This is a genomic window from Parabacteroides sp. CAG:2 (assembly GCF_000436315.1).
GTDB classification, from domain to species: Bacteria; Bacteroidota; Bacteroidia; order Bacteroidales; family Tannerellaceae; genus Parabacteroides; species Parabacteroides distasonis.
In genome coordinates this window covers 33,057-49,092 of record NZ_FR885250.1, presented here as the reverse complement: position 1 = coordinate 49,092, position 16,036 = coordinate 33,057, and the positions used below count along the sequence as shown (strand labels likewise).

Annotated in this window: 15 protein-coding genes; 5 read left to right on the top strand and 10 right to left on the bottom strand. The window is 42.5% G+C overall.

Annotated elements, in window-relative coordinates; genetic code table 11:
• Nucleotides 1-48: 48 nt before the first annotated feature.
• The 5 genes from QVP94_RS00295 to QVP94_RS00275 all read right to left on the bottom strand — a co-directional run bounded on the left by QVP94_RS00295 (nucleotide 49) and on the right by QVP94_RS00275 (nucleotide 4,316).
• Entirely contained in the window at nucleotides 49-972 is a 924-nt protein-coding gene (locus QVP94_RS00295) for a relaxase/mobilization nuclease domain-containing protein (protein WP_022191723.1), read from the bottom strand.
• On the bottom strand, nucleotides 938-1,321 hold the full coding sequence (locus QVP94_RS00290) for a MobC family plasmid mobilization relaxosome protein (RefSeq protein WP_022191722.1): 384 nt from the start codon (nucleotides 1,319-1,321) through the stop codon (nucleotides 938-940). Before QVP94_RS00290 ends, QVP94_RS00295 begins: the two co-directional genes overlap by 35 nt.
• A gap of 156 nt (nucleotides 1,322-1,477) precedes the next feature.
• Entirely contained in the window at nucleotides 1,478-2,479 is a 1,002-nt protein-coding gene (locus tag QVP94_RS00285; RefSeq protein ID WP_130882623.1) for a toprim domain-containing protein, read from the bottom strand.
• A 132-nt stretch (nucleotides 2,480-2,611) separates the two neighbouring features.
• Nucleotides 2,612-3,967, bottom strand: a complete 1,356-nt coding sequence (locus QVP94_RS00280) for a DUF3987 domain-containing protein (RefSeq protein WP_022191720.1) — start codon at nucleotides 3,965-3,967, stop codon at nucleotides 2,612-2,614.
• Nucleotides 3,968-4,073: 106 nt separating this feature from the next.
• On the bottom strand, nucleotides 4,074-4,316 hold the full coding sequence (locus tag QVP94_RS00275; RefSeq protein WP_005847908.1) for a hypothetical protein: 243 nt from the start codon (nucleotides 4,314-4,316) through the stop codon (nucleotides 4,074-4,076).
• A 138-nt stretch (nucleotides 4,317-4,454) separates the two neighbouring features.
• On the opposite strand from QVP94_RS00275, the gene QVP94_RS00270 reads away from it, so the two are divergent.
• The 5 genes from QVP94_RS00270 to guaA (QVP94_RS00250) all read left to right on the top strand — a co-directional run bounded on the left by QVP94_RS00270 (nucleotide 4,455) and on the right by guaA (QVP94_RS00250) (nucleotide 10,105).
• Nucleotides 4,455-5,117 (top strand): helix-turn-helix domain-containing protein, encoded by a 663-nt coding sequence (locus QVP94_RS00270; RefSeq protein ID WP_022191719.1) that lies wholly within the window; start codon nucleotides 4,455-4,457, stop codon nucleotides 5,115-5,117.
• 9 nt (nucleotides 5,118-5,126) lie between these two features.
• A complete protein-coding gene (locus QVP94_RS00265; protein ID WP_022191718.1) occupies nucleotides 5,127-5,867 on the top strand; it encodes a Fic family protein in 741 nt (246 codons plus the stop codon).
• 2 nt (nucleotides 5,868-5,869) lie between these two features.
• On the top strand, nucleotides 5,870-6,631 hold the full coding sequence (locus QVP94_RS00260) for a Fic family protein (protein WP_022191717.1): 762 nt from the start codon (nucleotides 5,870-5,872) through the stop codon (nucleotides 6,629-6,631).
• Between the two features lie 594 nt (nucleotides 6,632-7,225).
• Nucleotides 7,226-8,746: a glutamine-hydrolyzing GMP synthase gene (guaA, locus tag QVP94_RS00255; protein ID WP_005854975.1), complete on the top strand. Its 1,521-nt coding sequence runs from the start codon at nucleotides 7,226-7,228 to the stop codon at nucleotides 8,744-8,746.
• 51 nt (nucleotides 8,747-8,797) lie between these two features.
• A complete protein-coding gene (gene guaA, locus QVP94_RS00250; protein WP_022191716.1) occupies nucleotides 8,798-10,105 on the top strand; it encodes a glutamine-hydrolyzing GMP synthase in 1,308 nt (435 codons plus the stop codon).
• Nucleotides 10,106-10,193: 88 nt separating this feature from the next.
• Here guaA (QVP94_RS00250) and QVP94_RS00245 read toward each other — a convergent pair whose 3' ends face one another.
• The 5 genes from QVP94_RS00245 to QVP94_RS00225 form a co-directional block, all read right to left on the bottom strand.
• Nucleotides 10,194-10,931: a 3-keto-disaccharide hydrolase gene (locus tag QVP94_RS00245; protein WP_022191715.1), complete on the bottom strand. Its 738-nt coding sequence runs from the start codon at nucleotides 10,929-10,931 to the stop codon at nucleotides 10,194-10,196.
• Nucleotides 10,932-11,040: 109 nt separating this feature from the next.
• Entirely contained in the window at nucleotides 11,041-11,739 is a 699-nt protein-coding gene (locus tag QVP94_RS00240) for a 16S rRNA (uracil(1498)-N(3))-methyltransferase (RefSeq protein WP_005854983.1), read from the bottom strand.
• 38 nt (nucleotides 11,740-11,777) lie between these two features.
• Nucleotides 11,778-13,094, bottom strand: coding sequence for a NupC/NupG family nucleoside CNT transporter (locus QVP94_RS00235; RefSeq protein WP_022191713.1), 1,317 nt, complete (start codon nucleotides 13,092-13,094; stop codon nucleotides 11,778-11,780).
• A complete protein-coding gene (locus tag QVP94_RS00230) occupies nucleotides 13,091-13,732 on the bottom strand; it encodes a bifunctional nuclease family protein (protein WP_005854990.1) in 642 nt (213 codons plus the stop codon). The genes QVP94_RS00235 and QVP94_RS00230 overlap by 4 nt, the downstream gene beginning before the upstream one ends.
• Nucleotides 13,733-13,804: 72 nt before the next feature.
• Nucleotides 13,805-15,805 (bottom strand): sensor histidine kinase, encoded by a 2,001-nt coding sequence (locus QVP94_RS00225; protein WP_502685435.1) that lies wholly within the window; start codon nucleotides 15,803-15,805, stop codon nucleotides 13,805-13,807.
• Nucleotides 15,806-16,036 lie beyond the last annotated feature (231 nt).

Genomic DNA, 16,036 nt, shown 5'->3' with positions numbered 1-16,036 from the left:
GTAACCATAGAGAGAAGCCCCTCTAAAATCAAATTGTCTTCCATACGTTTATAACTTAAATTGTCGTTTCTTTTTCTTCTTCTTTCTCAAATCGGGATTGTCGGGCGTTTCATCAGCCGGAGAGGGTGAAGCGGAAAACAGACCGCCCAAACCTGTGACAAATGAATTATCCGCTTTGCCGGGCATGGGTGCTGGCTCCCGAATGGATTCACCAACCGTCTGCCTGTTGCTTCCGGCAGTAGTCAGTCCTGCATCCCCGAAATATTTATCCAGTTTGGGATAGCTGAAATTCCGGTCTATTTCCGAGCCCTTGAACGTGTGTTCACCTTTGGAAAAGGAAATGCCCTGTATTTCATCCGTCTGCCCTTTGTTCTTGAACTGAATGCTAATACTTTTTTCAGCTAACTGCCGTTGTAGCTGTTGCCAGTTCTTGGATTTACCGATTTCATTCTTTACTGCCGTGTAAATCTCGTATTTTGATTTGTCCGGCTCTCTCAAACGGTGTTGCTTTACCTGTTCTTTACCAACAGCAAAGTAAAGCCTGTGTTTGGTTTTCAGTTTCTTGCAAACCTGCTCGTTCCGGTACATATCGTTTTTATCGGATATGGTCTTTCCGTTGTTGTCTATCCGATTGAACACGATATGCACGTGCGGATGCTCCCGGTCTTGGTGGCGCACGATGATATACTGCGTATCGGTGATTTTCATTTCATGCATATATTCCTGCGCCAACTGTATCATCTTCTCGTCCGTCAGCTTGGGTGCATCCACTGCCGAATAACTTAACGCAATGTGTCCGACTGGCTTCTTTAAGTCGGGATTCATTTCGGTTTGCATACAGAAACTACGTATGATGTCCCGGTTGCTTTCCGCCAACACTCCCTCGGCATGAAGCAAGGTTGCCTGTTCCTTGCCCAGCACATAGTTTACACAGCCCTTAAATCCGCTTCCCTTTTTTATTTTTCCAATCATCCGAAAGTTGGTTTATGATTTCAACGATTCTATTTTTCAGTTTCACCAGTTCCACCGCTACCAGTGCGAACCCTCCGGCATTGGCACGGTGCGCCAGTTGGTTTATATTGTTGGCTTCCCCTGCCAGCTTGCGGATGGTATCGGCATCTTGCCTGTTCAGCCGGGGCGTTATCTCTGCCGAAACAACCGCCTGCCGGACGTACTCGCTGACGGGCAGACCGGATTCTCCGGCTCGCTTCTTAATGACGTAGTATTGAAGTTCGGTCAGCTTCGTGCTGACTACTCTCTTTTGTTTGTCTATCCGGCTTTTTGCCGGGCGGCCTCCTGATTTGTTCCTTATCTCTGTCATACGTTTTGTTTATTGAATGGTATCTTTAAAATTGCGACCAACGGGAGAAATTTTCTTTGCTGTCAGGCAAAGCAAGGGGTTTCGGTCTACCGAAACATAACCTTGCTCTCCTAAATTACACCGCTTGCCATTGGTACGCCTTGCCTGTCCTCCTGACTACAACCGTCTGCCTCTTTTTCTTTTTTCACCGGGAGATTGTTTGTTTTTCTCTTCCTGCTTCGGTTGCTTGGCAGACTGTGTTTGCTTCTCCGGCAGACTGGACTTTTGGCATAAGTGGTCGTTCAAGTCCTTGTGTCCGCTGTACAGGTGTGAGGCATCACGCACACGCCAGCCGTATTCCTTTTGTATGGCTTGGGTGGCTTTACGCCCGGCTTCGTCATTATCCAAAAGGCAGTGTATCTTTTCGTACTCGCCTAACGGGTATAATGCTTTATCAACATTGGCGGTCGAGTTCAGGATGATGTAATCCTGCCAGTCGATACAGGGATAAGCCAGGCTGTTCTTATGCCGGATAGTCAGGAAAGAAAGGTAGTCCATAAACCCCTCGAAAACGAAACAGGCATCGTTCTTCTTTTCTGCAAACTGTATGCGTGTGATGTCTTTGGGAGAGGTGCAGCCCTTGTAGCCGGGATTGCGGAGTTCGTACCCTCCTGCATCGTTCTTGAAAGCGAGTGCAAAAAGCGGCTTCCCGTTTACACGGTAATACATTTCCTGCACATAGTCCGCTGCCACTTCGGGCGCAATGCCCCGGCTTTTCAGATAATTGATGAGTGCCGGATGCTGTAACGGCTGGATGCTACGGATTTCTACCGGGCTGGCTGGTTGCTTCCTTTCCTCCCTTGCCGGATTCCTTTCGGGGATATTTTTCCCTTGAAAAGAAAAAGTATTGGCGGAGTAATAGCTCTGTTCCAGTCGGCTGATAGCCCCGTAAGCATTGCAGCCGTACTGTTTCATCACAAGGTCGATGAGCGAGCCGCCCTCACCCGTCCCAAAGTCGCACCAAAGGTTTACACCGTAATCCACCTTGAAACTGGGCGTATCGTCCTGCCGTAACGGGCTGTGGTACATACCGTAATAAAGTTTATCCACTACGGGCAGGATGCCCAGTGATTTCAAATAGTCCTTGATACTTATGTTGTTAGCTTCCTGATAAGTCATAATCTTTATCTTCGCCATTTTTTAACGATGGCATAAAGTGTGGCGATTTCTACTTTTATGCGCACATATACATTATTGATAATCAATTGACAATAAGCCAAAATGTGGAAAGTGTGAGAAGTGCGGACTTTATTAAATCAGCTTCTTATATCTCCCATGCTTGACATTTTCAAATAGTTTTCCTTTTTTGTCTGCTAAAAAGCGTTTGAATGAATCTACCGAGATATTTTGCTTTTGAGCAACTGTAATGCCTTCGCTTGTAGTGAACTCCACAGGTAAAGTATTATATAACGAAAGTTTATCTGTTGGTAACTGTTCTAACATAGTCGATGAGTTTGTTATACCTTGTACCCTTTTGGCTGTAATGCGGAAATATTCAACGATTGAGATTGCTCCTTCAACACTTGTACTGTCTATTTCCTTTTTATCACTTTCATCACAAGCCCATCGTGAGAGCTGTAATATCAGACTAAAGCGGATAACATATATATCCAGCTTGCTATATACGCCAACTAACACTTCATCCATTTCGCTATTACATAAATCTGTATTCTTATGCTGCCAATGATAAAGTAGTGTGCGGGCTTCCGTATTAAAAGGAAGCTGGGTAGGTACAAGTTCTCCATCTTCATCTGTAATACACTGGATATCTGTTAGCTTCTTTACAATGGAGTTCCAAAGAGGAACTATGTGTGTGGATAATTCAAGCTCGTTCCAGTACTCTTTTTTCAGATTAGGTGGGAAGACAAACAAAATACGGTCGATAAAACCGTTCTCACTCCTTTCCCCTTTCGCCAGTTCTTTGAGCAGTCCTTTTTGTATCGTGCCAATTACAGATATAAAAGAATGTTTGATGAATGCGGAGTTCTTATTTCCTTGTCTATCAAGTATGATAGGTTTTCCACTGAATACGGACAGCCAAAATTGTTCTTCCGAACCGCTATTATAGCGATTGAAGTTTTTGAGCCATGACATCAGTTCGTCCACATACAGGCAGATTCCTCTTTTATTATCTTGATGAATGGTGATAAGCCGTTCAGGAGTAATATCCGACACAATAAACTTTTTCAATACGGGTTCTGTCGCTTGCTCCTTATCTTCTTTCTCTTTTTTACAAGCAAGAATGTATTTTTCATATTCTCTTCGCTCTTTCTGATATTTTACAGATGATTTAATATCCAGTTCAAACAATGGCTGCATGGCAAAACTAAGCGGATGGCTTTTGTTTACTCCTGAACGTCCGATGATTGCCATGTACAAGATGGCACGTTCATTCCAGCCTTCCTTTACCTTCGCTACAAAATTGTTGCCGATACCTACGGATAAGGTAAAGCAAATAGCGGAAGCAATAAAGTCTGCCGGATAATTCAGAGTGGCTTTCGTTTCACTTATAATTTCCCTTATCGGCTTGGGAAAAACAGAAACAGGAAAGCCTTCTTCCTCTTTAGGTTCTGATATGCAGATATTTGTTTCTTTGGGTATTGTCATGTCAGTTCATTTGTTGGGTAGCGTCTCTGCAAAGGGACGCTACCTTGCTCTTTCAAGTGGTGGATGAAAAAGAATTTTAGTTCAACTTTTAGTTTAGCAATTAGCTCTACTTGTTGTTGTACTCTTTAATAGAACTCTCAAAAATTCGGTTATCAGCAGTAGCCTTTAGTACACCTGCTGCCACAAGGTCTGAAATTTTCTTGTGTGAGCGTCCCATCATTCTGGCTACTTGATTAATACTATAAGTCTTCTCTACATCCGATTCAGGAGGCTTTGGCAACTTCTTATCCAATACTCTTTCCATTATCTTTTCGATAGCGGATTCTGTAGTTACAATTACTGTTTCCATGCTTCTACTTTTTTAGTTAGAAAATCTGTTTATTATTTGAATACTAAATTTTATTTCTTACCTTTGATGCTGCAAATATAGAAATAATATATTTAAGCTAAACTATTTGTTTAGCATTTAACTTTTAAATACAATTGTATGGTTCATCTTGAAAGAATAAAGGAGTTGTGCGAAAAGAAAAATGTAACAATGAAACAGGCTGCTGTTGAATTGGGCATGACAGAGCAGAGCTTGCACAAAATTATCAAGGCAAACTCTACTAAAATAGACACATTATTAAGTATAGCTCAATACTTTAATGTAGAGCCTGCTTATTTCTTTGATAGCTATTCTGCTGGTGCATCAGATGGTGTTTGTATCAGTAAAAAAGAACTGGAGGGGCTTATCAAGAAAGTGATAGCTTATTCTATTCATGGTTTCGGAATGGTGAAACTTGAATGGGACACCAAGGAACAAAAGTTTAATTCATACTTTGATATACTAAAAAAACAGTATAGCCCTGATGCTTCGGATTTAAAATACATATCTTCGATGCTGGAAAGGGATATTCATATCACCGATAAGACCACTCCTAAAGATGTGGCACGGGTATTAATGACCAAAGATGAATTTGATTTCACTTCTACCTATTATTATGGCATCCGAAAGATGGAAGTGCAGGAAGAACTTCAAAAGCTCACTGCTTTTTTGGATAAGCATAATATTCCTATCTCTGATTCCATCAAGAAAGATATTGATGAACTTAAAGGCAGGATTAAGTATTATGAAGGTAAGAGTATTATAGGAAATAACAAGATTTGACCATAAACAATGGAACAGATATTTAATAAAGAGCAGCAGGAAAAAGCGCAATTCATTTTGAATCATCCTTTGGCAAAGCTATCGGATTTGCGTTCAAATGAAATAAAGGACTTAGCCGTTGTATGGTGTTACTATTCAGGAAAAATTGAGGGTAACACTTATACTTATGTGGAAACAGAAGCATTGCTTAAAGATGGCATCACCTCTGAAAAGAAATATGAGGATGCCAAGATGTTGAAGAATTTATATAATACTTTCATTTCCGAACTGGAATATATCAATAAAGGGAAAAATCAGGAAATGATAGATGAGCGTACTTTATTCAGAGTGCATCAATCCATATCTACAGGGTTGGTTTCTGATGAAGAATCAGGCTTTTTAAGGACAAGGGCTGTTCGTATTAGCGGCACGGAGTATATACCGCCAAAGGATTTGCATGATATTCGGGCAAAGTTGAATGAAATACTTTATGAACAAGAACAATATACAAATCCATTGGAGCGAGCCGTTTATATTCATTGCAACATTGCCAAACTGCAACCTTTCATTGACGGAAACAAGCGTACCTCCCGGATGATGGAAAGCATTGCATTGATGAACGCAAATATTATCCCTGTTTATTCTTCAAGGGATGCTGATATACTGAACTACAGGAAAGGGCTGATTGCCTTTTATGAAACAGGAAATTATTCTCCGTATGCCGATTACTTCCTGAATAAGCAAGTAGAACGAATTAAAGAAATAGAATAACCATGAGTGAAGATATAAATGTTATGCTGAAAGAGGTGGATGTTCAGAAAGAACAGCTATCAGCTTTACGTCCATTGCCCGAAGAAGCCTTGAAAAAGATTCAGGATGCTTTGGATATTGAATACACCTACGAAAGTAACCGTATAGAAGGTAATACGCTCACATTGCAGGAAACAGCTCTTGTAGTGAATGAAGGTGTTACTATTTCGGGTAAGTCCATGCGCGAACATTTGGAAGCTATTAATCATGCGGAAGCTATCAGCTATATTAAAGATATTGCCAAGCAAGATATAGAGATAAGCGAGCGAACCATCAAAGAGATACACGCCCTTATTCTTCATGGGATAGACCGTGAGAATGCCGGAAGGTATCGCACTGTTCCGGTTATGATTTCAGGTAGCACACATATGCCGCCACAACCTTATTTGATAGAGAAACAGATGGAAGATTTTATTCTCCGTTTCAAGCAAATGGAAGCAGAAAAGGTACATCCTGTTCTTATTGCTGCCTATCTACATGATGAATTGGTGCGGATTCATCCGTTTATAGATGGTAACGGGCGTACCTCCCGTTTGTTGATGAACTTGTATCTTCTTCGTCATGGCTATGTTATTATTACCCTGAAAGGTAGTAATGATGCAAAAGTAAACTATTACAAGGCTTTGGAAATGTCACATACGGAACAGTTACCGGAAGACTTTCAAAAGCTGGTTATTGAAGCGGAAATAGCTGCATTGCAGAAGTATTTGTCTATCATGGCTTAGGCTCACTATAAAAGAAAAAATAGAATAATTCTTTCCATTTTTTCTTTGCAAATCAAAATTATCAGTTTATCTTTGTGACTATTAATAAACGATTTAAACAGAATATTTGTTTTACAATTGTTTTACAGTAGCGGAACTAAGAATATTCTAATCAATTGGAAATAAAGAGATTATCTTGGTGGTTTAAAATCCGCCAGGAACCTCGGAGGAAAGCCTCGAAGTTGTTTGTAATGAACGCTTCGAGGCTTTTTTTGTTTTGTCCGTTTGTAACTCTCGCCGGGTTGTCGGGCGGTTCGCTGTTTTCATGGCTTCCCTTGGCCGGATCCTTAGGGGGATTTGTGGTTTTCCTCTTGAGGTATTCATCTTCTAATGGCTGTTGCATGATCGTCCACCATCCGTTGCATGATCATGTAACAGTTGGTGGACGATCGTGCAATGGATGGTGGATAATGAATGTCTCAGGAGGAAAGGCGTAATAGGACAAGGGAAGATCCTTTAAAAGTATCGTGATAAGGAAGAATATTTGCCCAGTGTGTTTATGCTTCCCGAATTTATTACTACCTTTGCGCCACTCAATTAAATAATCATAATTGCATGCACGAGAAACTTATTATTCTTGATTTCGGCTCGCAAACAACCCAGCTTATCGGCCGTAGGGTCAGAGAGTTGAATATGTATTGTGAGATCGTTCCTTATAACAAATTCCCGCATGACGCTACCGATGTGAAAGGTGTGATCCTTTCCGGAAGTCCTTATTCCGTATACGACGAGAATGCCTTTAAGGCTGATTTGACCGAGATACGGGGGAAGTATCCCGTCTTAGGTATTTGTTATGGAGCGCAGTTTCTAGCTTATACATCCGGAGGTAATGTGGAACCGGCTAATTCACGTGAGTATGGACGTGCTAATTTGTCGCACATTGATGGTGAGGATGAATTACTGAAAGGGATCCATGTGGGTTCGCAGATATGGATGTCTCATGGAGATACGATTACCGTATTGCCGGATAATTTCAAGGTGATCGCCAGCACGGACGACGTGAGGGCTGCCGCTTACCATGTGGAAGGTGAGCAAACGTGGGGCGTTCAGTTTCATCCGGAAGTATTCCATTCGACAGACGGTACGAAGTTGCTGGATAACTTCTTGAATATTTGCGGATGCGCCAAGGATTGGACACCGGCTTCCTTTATCGAATCTACCGTAGCTGAGTTGAAGGAGCAATTGGGAGATGACAAGGTGATCTTGGCTCTTTCCGGCGGTGTGGATTCATCTGTTACGGCCGTATTGCTGAATAAGGCGATCGGTAAGAACTTGACTTGCATTTTCGTGGATCATGGTTTGCTGCGCAAGAATGAGTTCGAGAACGTAATGAGGGATTATGAGCATTTAGGATTGAACGTGATCGGCGTAAACGCGAAAGATAAGTTCTATAAAGAACTAGCGGGCGTTACGGAACCGGAGAAGAAACGTAAGATCATCGGCAAAGGATTTATCGATGTCTTCGATGAGGAGGCGCATAAGCTGAAAGATATCAAGTGGCTGGGGCAAGGTACGATTTATCCGGATGTGATTGAGTCGCTTTCTATCACAGGTACGGTTATCAAGAGCCATCATAATGTGGGTGGACTTCCGGATACGATGAACTTGAAACTCGTCGAGCCGCTTCGTCTTCTTTTCAAGGATGAGGTTCGCCGTGTCGGTATGGAGTTGGGTATGCAACCGCATTTGATCAAGCGCCATCCGTTCCCGGGACCGGGATTGGGTATCCGTATCTTGGGTGATATCACGCCGGAAAAGGTACGTATCCTGCAAGACGCTGACGATATCTATATGTCATTGATGCGTGAGTGGGGACTTTACGATAAGATTTGGCAAGCTGGGGTAATCTTACTTCCGATTCAATCCGTAGGTGTAATGGGCGATGAGCGTACCTATGAGAATACGGTAGCTTTACGTGCGGTAACTTCTACAGACGCTATGACCGCCGATTGGGCGCAGCTTCCGTACGAGTTCCTCGCCAAAGTTTCCAACGAGATTATCAATAAGGTGAAAGGCGTAAATAGAGTCGTGTACGACATCAGCTCGAAGCCGCCTGCAACCATCGAGTGGGAGTGACATTTGTCTTAGGTATAACAAAGTGTAAAATCAATAAAATTAAAAAGTCACATGAAGCAAGATATGATTGTTATCTTGGATTTAGGTAGTCATGAGAATACGGTGTTGGCTCGTGCTATTCGTGCGTTAGGCGTTTATAGTGAGATTTATCCGCATGACATCACGGTTGAGGAATTAAAAGCCTTGCCAAACGTGAAAGGTATCATTATCAATGGTGGCCCAAACAATGTTATCGACGGTGTAGCTATCGACGTGAATCCGGGTATTTACGAGATGGGCACTCCTGTAATGGCCGCAGGTCACGATAAGGCGTTGTGCGAGGTTAAATTGCCGGAGTTTACGGATGATGTCGAGGCGATCAAGGGCGCTGTCAAGTCTTTCGTGTTCGATACTTGCAAGGCTGAGGCAAACTGGAATATGACGAATTTTGTCAATGACCAGATTGAATTGGTAAAGCGTCAGGTAGGGGATAAGAAAGTTCTGCTGGCCTTGTCTGGAGGTGTCGATAGCTCTGTAGTAGCCGCTTTACTTTTGAAAGCGATCGGCGATAAATTGGTTTGCGTGCATGTGAACCATGGTTTGATGCGTAAGGGCGAGTCCGAGGATGTCGTTGAGGTCTTCAAGAACCAGTTGAATGCCAATTTGGTGTATGTAGACGCTACCGATCGTTTCTTGAATAAGCTAGCTGACGTGGAAGATCCGGAGCAAAAGCGTAAGATTATCGGTGGTGAGTTTATCCGTGTATTTGAGGAAGAAGCTCGCAAATTAGATGGAATCGATTTCTTGGCTCAAGGAACGATCTATCCGGATATCGTGGAGAGTGGAACGAAGACGGCTAAGATGGTGAAATCCCATCACAACGTAGGTGGTCTGCCGGATGATTTACAGTTTGAGTTGGTTGAGCCTTTGCGTCAATTATTTAAGGACGAGGTTCGTGCTTGTGGCGTAGAGTTAGGTTTGCCTTATGACATGGTTTATCGCCAGCCGTTCCCCGGACCGGGTTTGGGCGTACGTTGCTTGGGCGCTATCACTCGTGATAGACTGGAAGCGGTACGTGAGTCGGATGCGATCTTACGGGAGGAGTTCAAGAACGCCGGGTTGGATAAAAAGGTATGGCAATACTTTACGGTAGTACCCGACTTTAAGTCGGTTGGCGTACGTGATAACGCCCGTTCTTTCGAATGGCCCGTGATTATCCGTGCCGTCAATACGGTAGATGCCATGACCGCTACGATCGAACCGGTTGATTGGCCTATCTTGATGAAGATTACGGATCGTATTTTGAAAGAGGTGAAGAACGTGAACCGTGTATGCTACGATATGTCTCCGAAACCGAATGCGACAATTGAGTGGGAGTAATTAGGCTTACTTATTAAACAGATATAAAAAGGCCCGGTGATTTATCAGAATCCCGGGCTTTTTATTTATATACGATAGATTCGAAGAACTATTTTAGTTCACGGATCTTGATATTACGGAACCAGATCGGATAGCCATGATCTTGCAGACCGATATAACCTTCTTTAGAAATACCTTCGGTAAAGCCCGGGAAGTTCTTGAATTTACTGTTAGCTACCAAATCATCCCACTCTTTGCTCCATAAAGTATACTCAACAACTTTCTTACCATTTTGGGTATGCGTTACTTTTCCATCTTTTACACGGATTACGATCGTATTCCGCTCGCCGGCAGGATTAACTGTTTTCGGATCTGCGGGAAGCATGTCATATAGAGAACCTGCTAGGTGGTTCGCTAATTTGTTGTCGGTTGCGTCCACGTTATCTAGCACCTGTACTTCGGGAGCCGCATAATAAATAGGTTTACCGGGTACCTCGCGTACATAATAGAAGATACCGGAGTTTCCCATCTTGCTCGCTTTCCAGTCTACCGAAAGCTCGAAGTTTTTGAACTTTTTGTTCTGGTAAAGGATATCGCCATTAGCGCCTTGTCCCGGTTTCTTACCTTCGCCGGTAAATACTTTCATGGCATTGTCTTCTATAACCCAGTTTGCGGGCATAGCGGTACCGTTACATTGGCGCCATCCAGAGAAGTCTTTTCCGTTGAATAATAATTCCCAGCCAGCTTTTTTTTCCTTCTTAGTCAATGTATTCGGAGTTTGAGCGAAACAGGGGATAGCCATAGCTATGGCCGAAAGAATCAAGAATGATTTGAACAACTTTTTCATGTTACTTAAATTGTTATTAGATTAGATTTGTTAATATCATTACAAATGTAGCAATTTGCTTAATAACCCTTATGAGGATTAACGTATTTTTAATGGAAATAGGATTATTCTATTGATTTAACACATGAATCGTATGGCAAGCCACTAGCGCGGCCGTTTCCGTACGCAGCCGGCTCTCTCCTAAAGAGATCGGCTCGAAGCCATTCTCTTGAGCCAGCTTGATTTCTTCCGGGCTAAAATCACCTTCCGGTCCGATGAGGATTAAGGCATTCTCTCCCGGCTGATACGTATGTTTTAATAGTGGCTTCTCGCCTTCCTCGCAATGGGCGATAAACTTACGCCCGTCAAAGGGAGTGGCGACAAACTTCTTGAAATCTGTCATTCCTTCTAACGCCGGCAAAGTCGCTTTCTGGGATTGCTTCATGGCACTGACCAATATCTTCTCCAATCGAATCGGCTTGATCTCTTTACGCTCTGAGAAACGACAATTCAAACAGGTGATCGCATTGATCCCTATTTCCGTCGCTTTCTCCACGAACCACTCCATCCGGTCCATGTTTTTGGTAGGAGCTATGGCTATATGGAGATTGAAGTTCCAGAGATCGGGTTGTTTCCAACTCTCTAAGAGGGTCACCTCACAATGTTTGGGATGCGCCCGGCTAATAGCCGCTTTATAAAAAGAGCCTTGCCCATCCGTCAATACTATCTCATCGCCTTCACCTAGACGAAGTACCCGTATACAATGTCCTGCTTCTTCTTCCGGTAATTCCGGCTTGATAGCTATATCTGGTGTATAAAAAATCTGCATGACCATCTAATTTTCAATTCTCAATTCTCAATTTTCAATTACCCAAGGATCATACCAATTATAGTAGCCGATAGCACAGAGACCAGGGCTCCGCCGATCATGGCCGGTACGCCGATACGTGAAATTAATCCTCGTTTTTCCGGGGCTAATACGCCCAATCCGCCTAATAAGATACCGATAGACGATATATTAGCGAATCCGCAAAGGATATAAGTAGACATCAAGATCGATTTCTCATACATGAATAATCCGGCATCTTTCCATTGCTGTAATTGGAAATAGGCGACAAATTCGTTCAATATGGTCTTTTGTCCCAGTAAAGATCCTACCAGCATGATATCCTGGCCCGGTACACCTATCAACCACATGAAAGGAGCGGTGATTACGCCCAGTATGAACTGGAAAGTCAGTCCTTTTGCTTTGCCGTCCGAGATCTGTACGATCCAGTCGTTCAATCCCGTGTAACGTCCAATTACGTCTTCCGTAACATAATTCGCTAACGCTACTAACGAGATGAATACCAATAACATGGCAGCGATATTCGTCATTAATTTTACGCCGGTAACCGTACCCGATGAGATGGCATCTAGAATATTCGAGTTCTCTTTTTCCTTGCCGGAGATAGCTACATGGTCCGTGGCTTCTTCCGTCTGCGGACAAAGCATTTTCGCTAAAACGATTGAACCCGGTACTGCCATTACGGAAGCCGAGAGCAAGTGAGTGGCGAATAAAACCTTCGCCGCCGGGTCTGTTCCTCCCAACATACCTATGTAAGTACCCATTACGGAACCGGCGATCGTACCCATTCCGGATACCATGACCAAAAATATCTCCGAACGATTCATTGTCGGCAGGTAATTCTTGATCAACACAGGAGATTCTGTCATTCCCATAAAAATATTACCGGCGGCCACTAATCCCTCCGAGCCGGATATATTCATGAATTTACGCAATACCCACGCAAAGGCACCGACTACTTTCTGGATAATCCCCCAATGGTAAAACATGGAAACCAAGGCGGAGAAGAAAATAACAATCGGTAGCGAATGAAGCAAGAAACTGAATCCTGCCGCTTTAGAGGCATACGGGCCTAATAAGAAAGTAAGACCGGCATCCGTGAAGTCCATCAACTTAACAAATATCTTGCCACATCCTTCCAATAGGCTTCCGACGAACGGCACATATAAAACCGCCAAGGCGAATACGATCTGCATGAACAAACCTCCACCTACTAATTTCCAATCGATCCGTTTACGGTCATAACTCATCGCATAGGCGATACCTAAAATCGTAATGATCCCAAGCAGACCTCTTAAAAGTGAGACCAGTCCGAATCCTCCTTGTTCTCCAATCATTTGTTTGTGTCCTCCTCTTCTTCTCGACGGCGCAACTCGTCTTTATACATTTTCGCGTATTCGTAATTTTCGTCCGCTATAGCGTCTTCCAATCGCTCGTTTATTTCTTGGATATCCAATAGGCTTAACCATTTCTTTAACTGGGCTTCGTCCTTAATCTCATCCGGTTCTAATTCTAATAAATTGTCATCCTCCTCCGGTTCGTCAGCGGGGATGGACAGGGTGTCTTCCAGTACGACACCGCATTCCTTTACAATCTCCTCGGAAGTAAAGATGTCGCAATTTACCCGAAGCGCTATGGCAATCGCATCGGAAGTGCGAGAGTCCAGCTTTATCGAGCGCTCACCGTCGCTAAACTCTAATTCTGAGTAAAACACACCATCTTCGAATTTGTATATGTAGACTTCCTTAAGAATGACGTTGAAGGCTTGCGCAAAAGTGGCGAATAAGTCGTGTGTTAATGGACGAGGAGGTACGATATGCTCCAAAGCGATCGCTATAGACTGTGCTTCAGCGGTTCCTACGATGATTGGAATTCGCCGTGGACCATTTTCCTCTGCCAAAATTAACGCATAGGCCCCGGATTGAATTTGGCTGTTCGCTAATCCTTGAACCCTTAATTTTATTCTTGTACTCACAGATCTGAAATTTAAAATTGTATACAAAAGCAAAAGTAATATTATTTTCGGGATTATCGCGAATAAATGTGATTAATCACTTTCAGTGTGTTTGGGGTTAAGGGGAAGGATAATGGAAAAACGGCTTCCTTTTCCTATTTCGGACTCTACGGCGATATACCCATCGAAACGTTCGGCTATCACTTTGCAAATGGATAGTCCCAAGCCGGTACCTTTGGCGAATTCATCCAGTTTCGTGAAACGATTGAAAACGGCGTCTTGCTTTTCTTTCGGGATACCAATGCCGGTATCTTCTACGAAAATATGTACATGCCGCTCTTCCTCTCGGTATTCATAACCAATCAATATATATCCCTTTTGCGTGAATTTGATAGCGTTGCTAAGAAAGTTGGTAATCACTTGTGTCAACCGAAACTTATCCGTGGGAATGGATATGCTTTTTTCCGGTATTTGCATACGAAGTTCTACGTTCTCCGGCATTAAAACTTGGAAAGTCTGGTAAATCGTGCTTATTAATTCATTTAGAGAATATTGCTGGAAAGAGAATGACATACGGCCCGATTCGATACGGGAAAGATCTAAGATATCATTGATAAGGTTCAATAACAGATCGCTGTTCGTATTGATTAACTCGGTAAAGTTTTCCCGTTCTGCCTTACTGAGCTCGATGTCTGTGTTCATAAGATTCGAGAATCCGACAATAGCGTTCAATGGAGTCCGTATCTCATGGCTCATATTCGCTAAAAATGCCGATTTCATTTGGTCGGACTCTTTAGCCTTCTCTAAGGCTACTTCCAGTTCCTTGTTCTGTTTTACCAAATTGGCTTGCGCTAATTTCTTATATTTCTGTTCTCTGGAATATAGCTTCCATAATCCCGTGGCAACGATATTGATAAAGATGAACGCTACGCAAATGAAAGCGATCAGCTGTTTCTTGTATAGCTCATAAAAAGGGATATTGACTAAACGGGCATAAGAAGGGATCTTCTCGATAGGTATTCCCCATGCTTTTATGCTATGCCATACGAGAATATATTCCTTACTGCTTTCTTTGATCGGAATTTCTGCGACAGGGATCCCTTTCAACACTAACGAAGCCATTTCCGCCTGTTCTTGTGCTTGTATTTCTACGGATGTGAAATAACCTCCGATGTATCGATTCCGTCTTTTAGCCGGATGATATTGAATCGGTTCGTAATGAGCGGAGAAGCTGGGATAATTGACTAATTGATAAAAAGCTTCGGAGGTATGATCGTATTTTATATCTAGATAAGTGCTTTGATCCAGAGTGCCGGACAAATTAAAGAGCAAAGAAGATCCCGGTAAAACTCGGTATGGAAGGGTATTTATTTTTGCTATACAGTTTTTTCCCGGTAGCGACCGCATCTGAGTGCCATTTTGGGTAAGGTCTATGAGCCTCTTTACAAATAGACTGTCATTTGTTCCGATTTTATCTAACTCTAGCCCTCGGATTTTAAGGCGGATTATTTCTATTTCCGGGTGTCCTTGTATTTGTGGCCAAAAGTCATTAAAGGATTTTCTTCCAAGGATTGTCCGGTCGCAAGGAATCTGGATTTGCAATACTCCGAATAATTTATGTATAAATTCTATATTCTTGATGAAGTCTTGTTTGTCGTGTAGTCCGGTAACATTGGGGTACTTCTTTAAAAGCGACCAATTCGGATAATTTACGCCGGCGAAAACAATCGGTATTTCTTTTAGATACGGGTGCCCGCAAGCTAATAAAGAGTAGCAAGCTTGATCATCGTTTACTAATATGATATCGGGTTTAATCTCTTTGATCGAGTCAATATAATTATACATTCGGGCTATTTCGGCACTATCCAGATATTGCTCACAATCTAGATAGAATGTATGAATCTCCGGGTTTACCTTTTGTTTATCGAATGTTCGTTTCAGCGTTTCATTAAAAATCGGGTAGGTATCTTTCTTTTGCTCAAAAGAATGGATAAGCACGACTTTCTTTTCTTCTTTTTCTTGGCAACCTAAGGCTAACAAAGAAACAAGAAATATGGGTATTGTGAGAACTAGATATTTATGTGTGTGTTTCATGACTCTCAATAGATAGATCTTTCGCAAAGGTAGAAGTTCTTTTGATTATCAAAGCAAAAAAATGGTCATCCGTCACGGACGACCAATCTTCATTGCTAACCTTAAACCTAATACCATGAAAAACACGGTGCAAATATATAGTATTTTATGTTGTACAGCATGATTTCGTGGCGCAAATCCTTGATACGTTAGCTTTATTTTAATAATAGTCCTTCCTGCTAAAGGACCGTT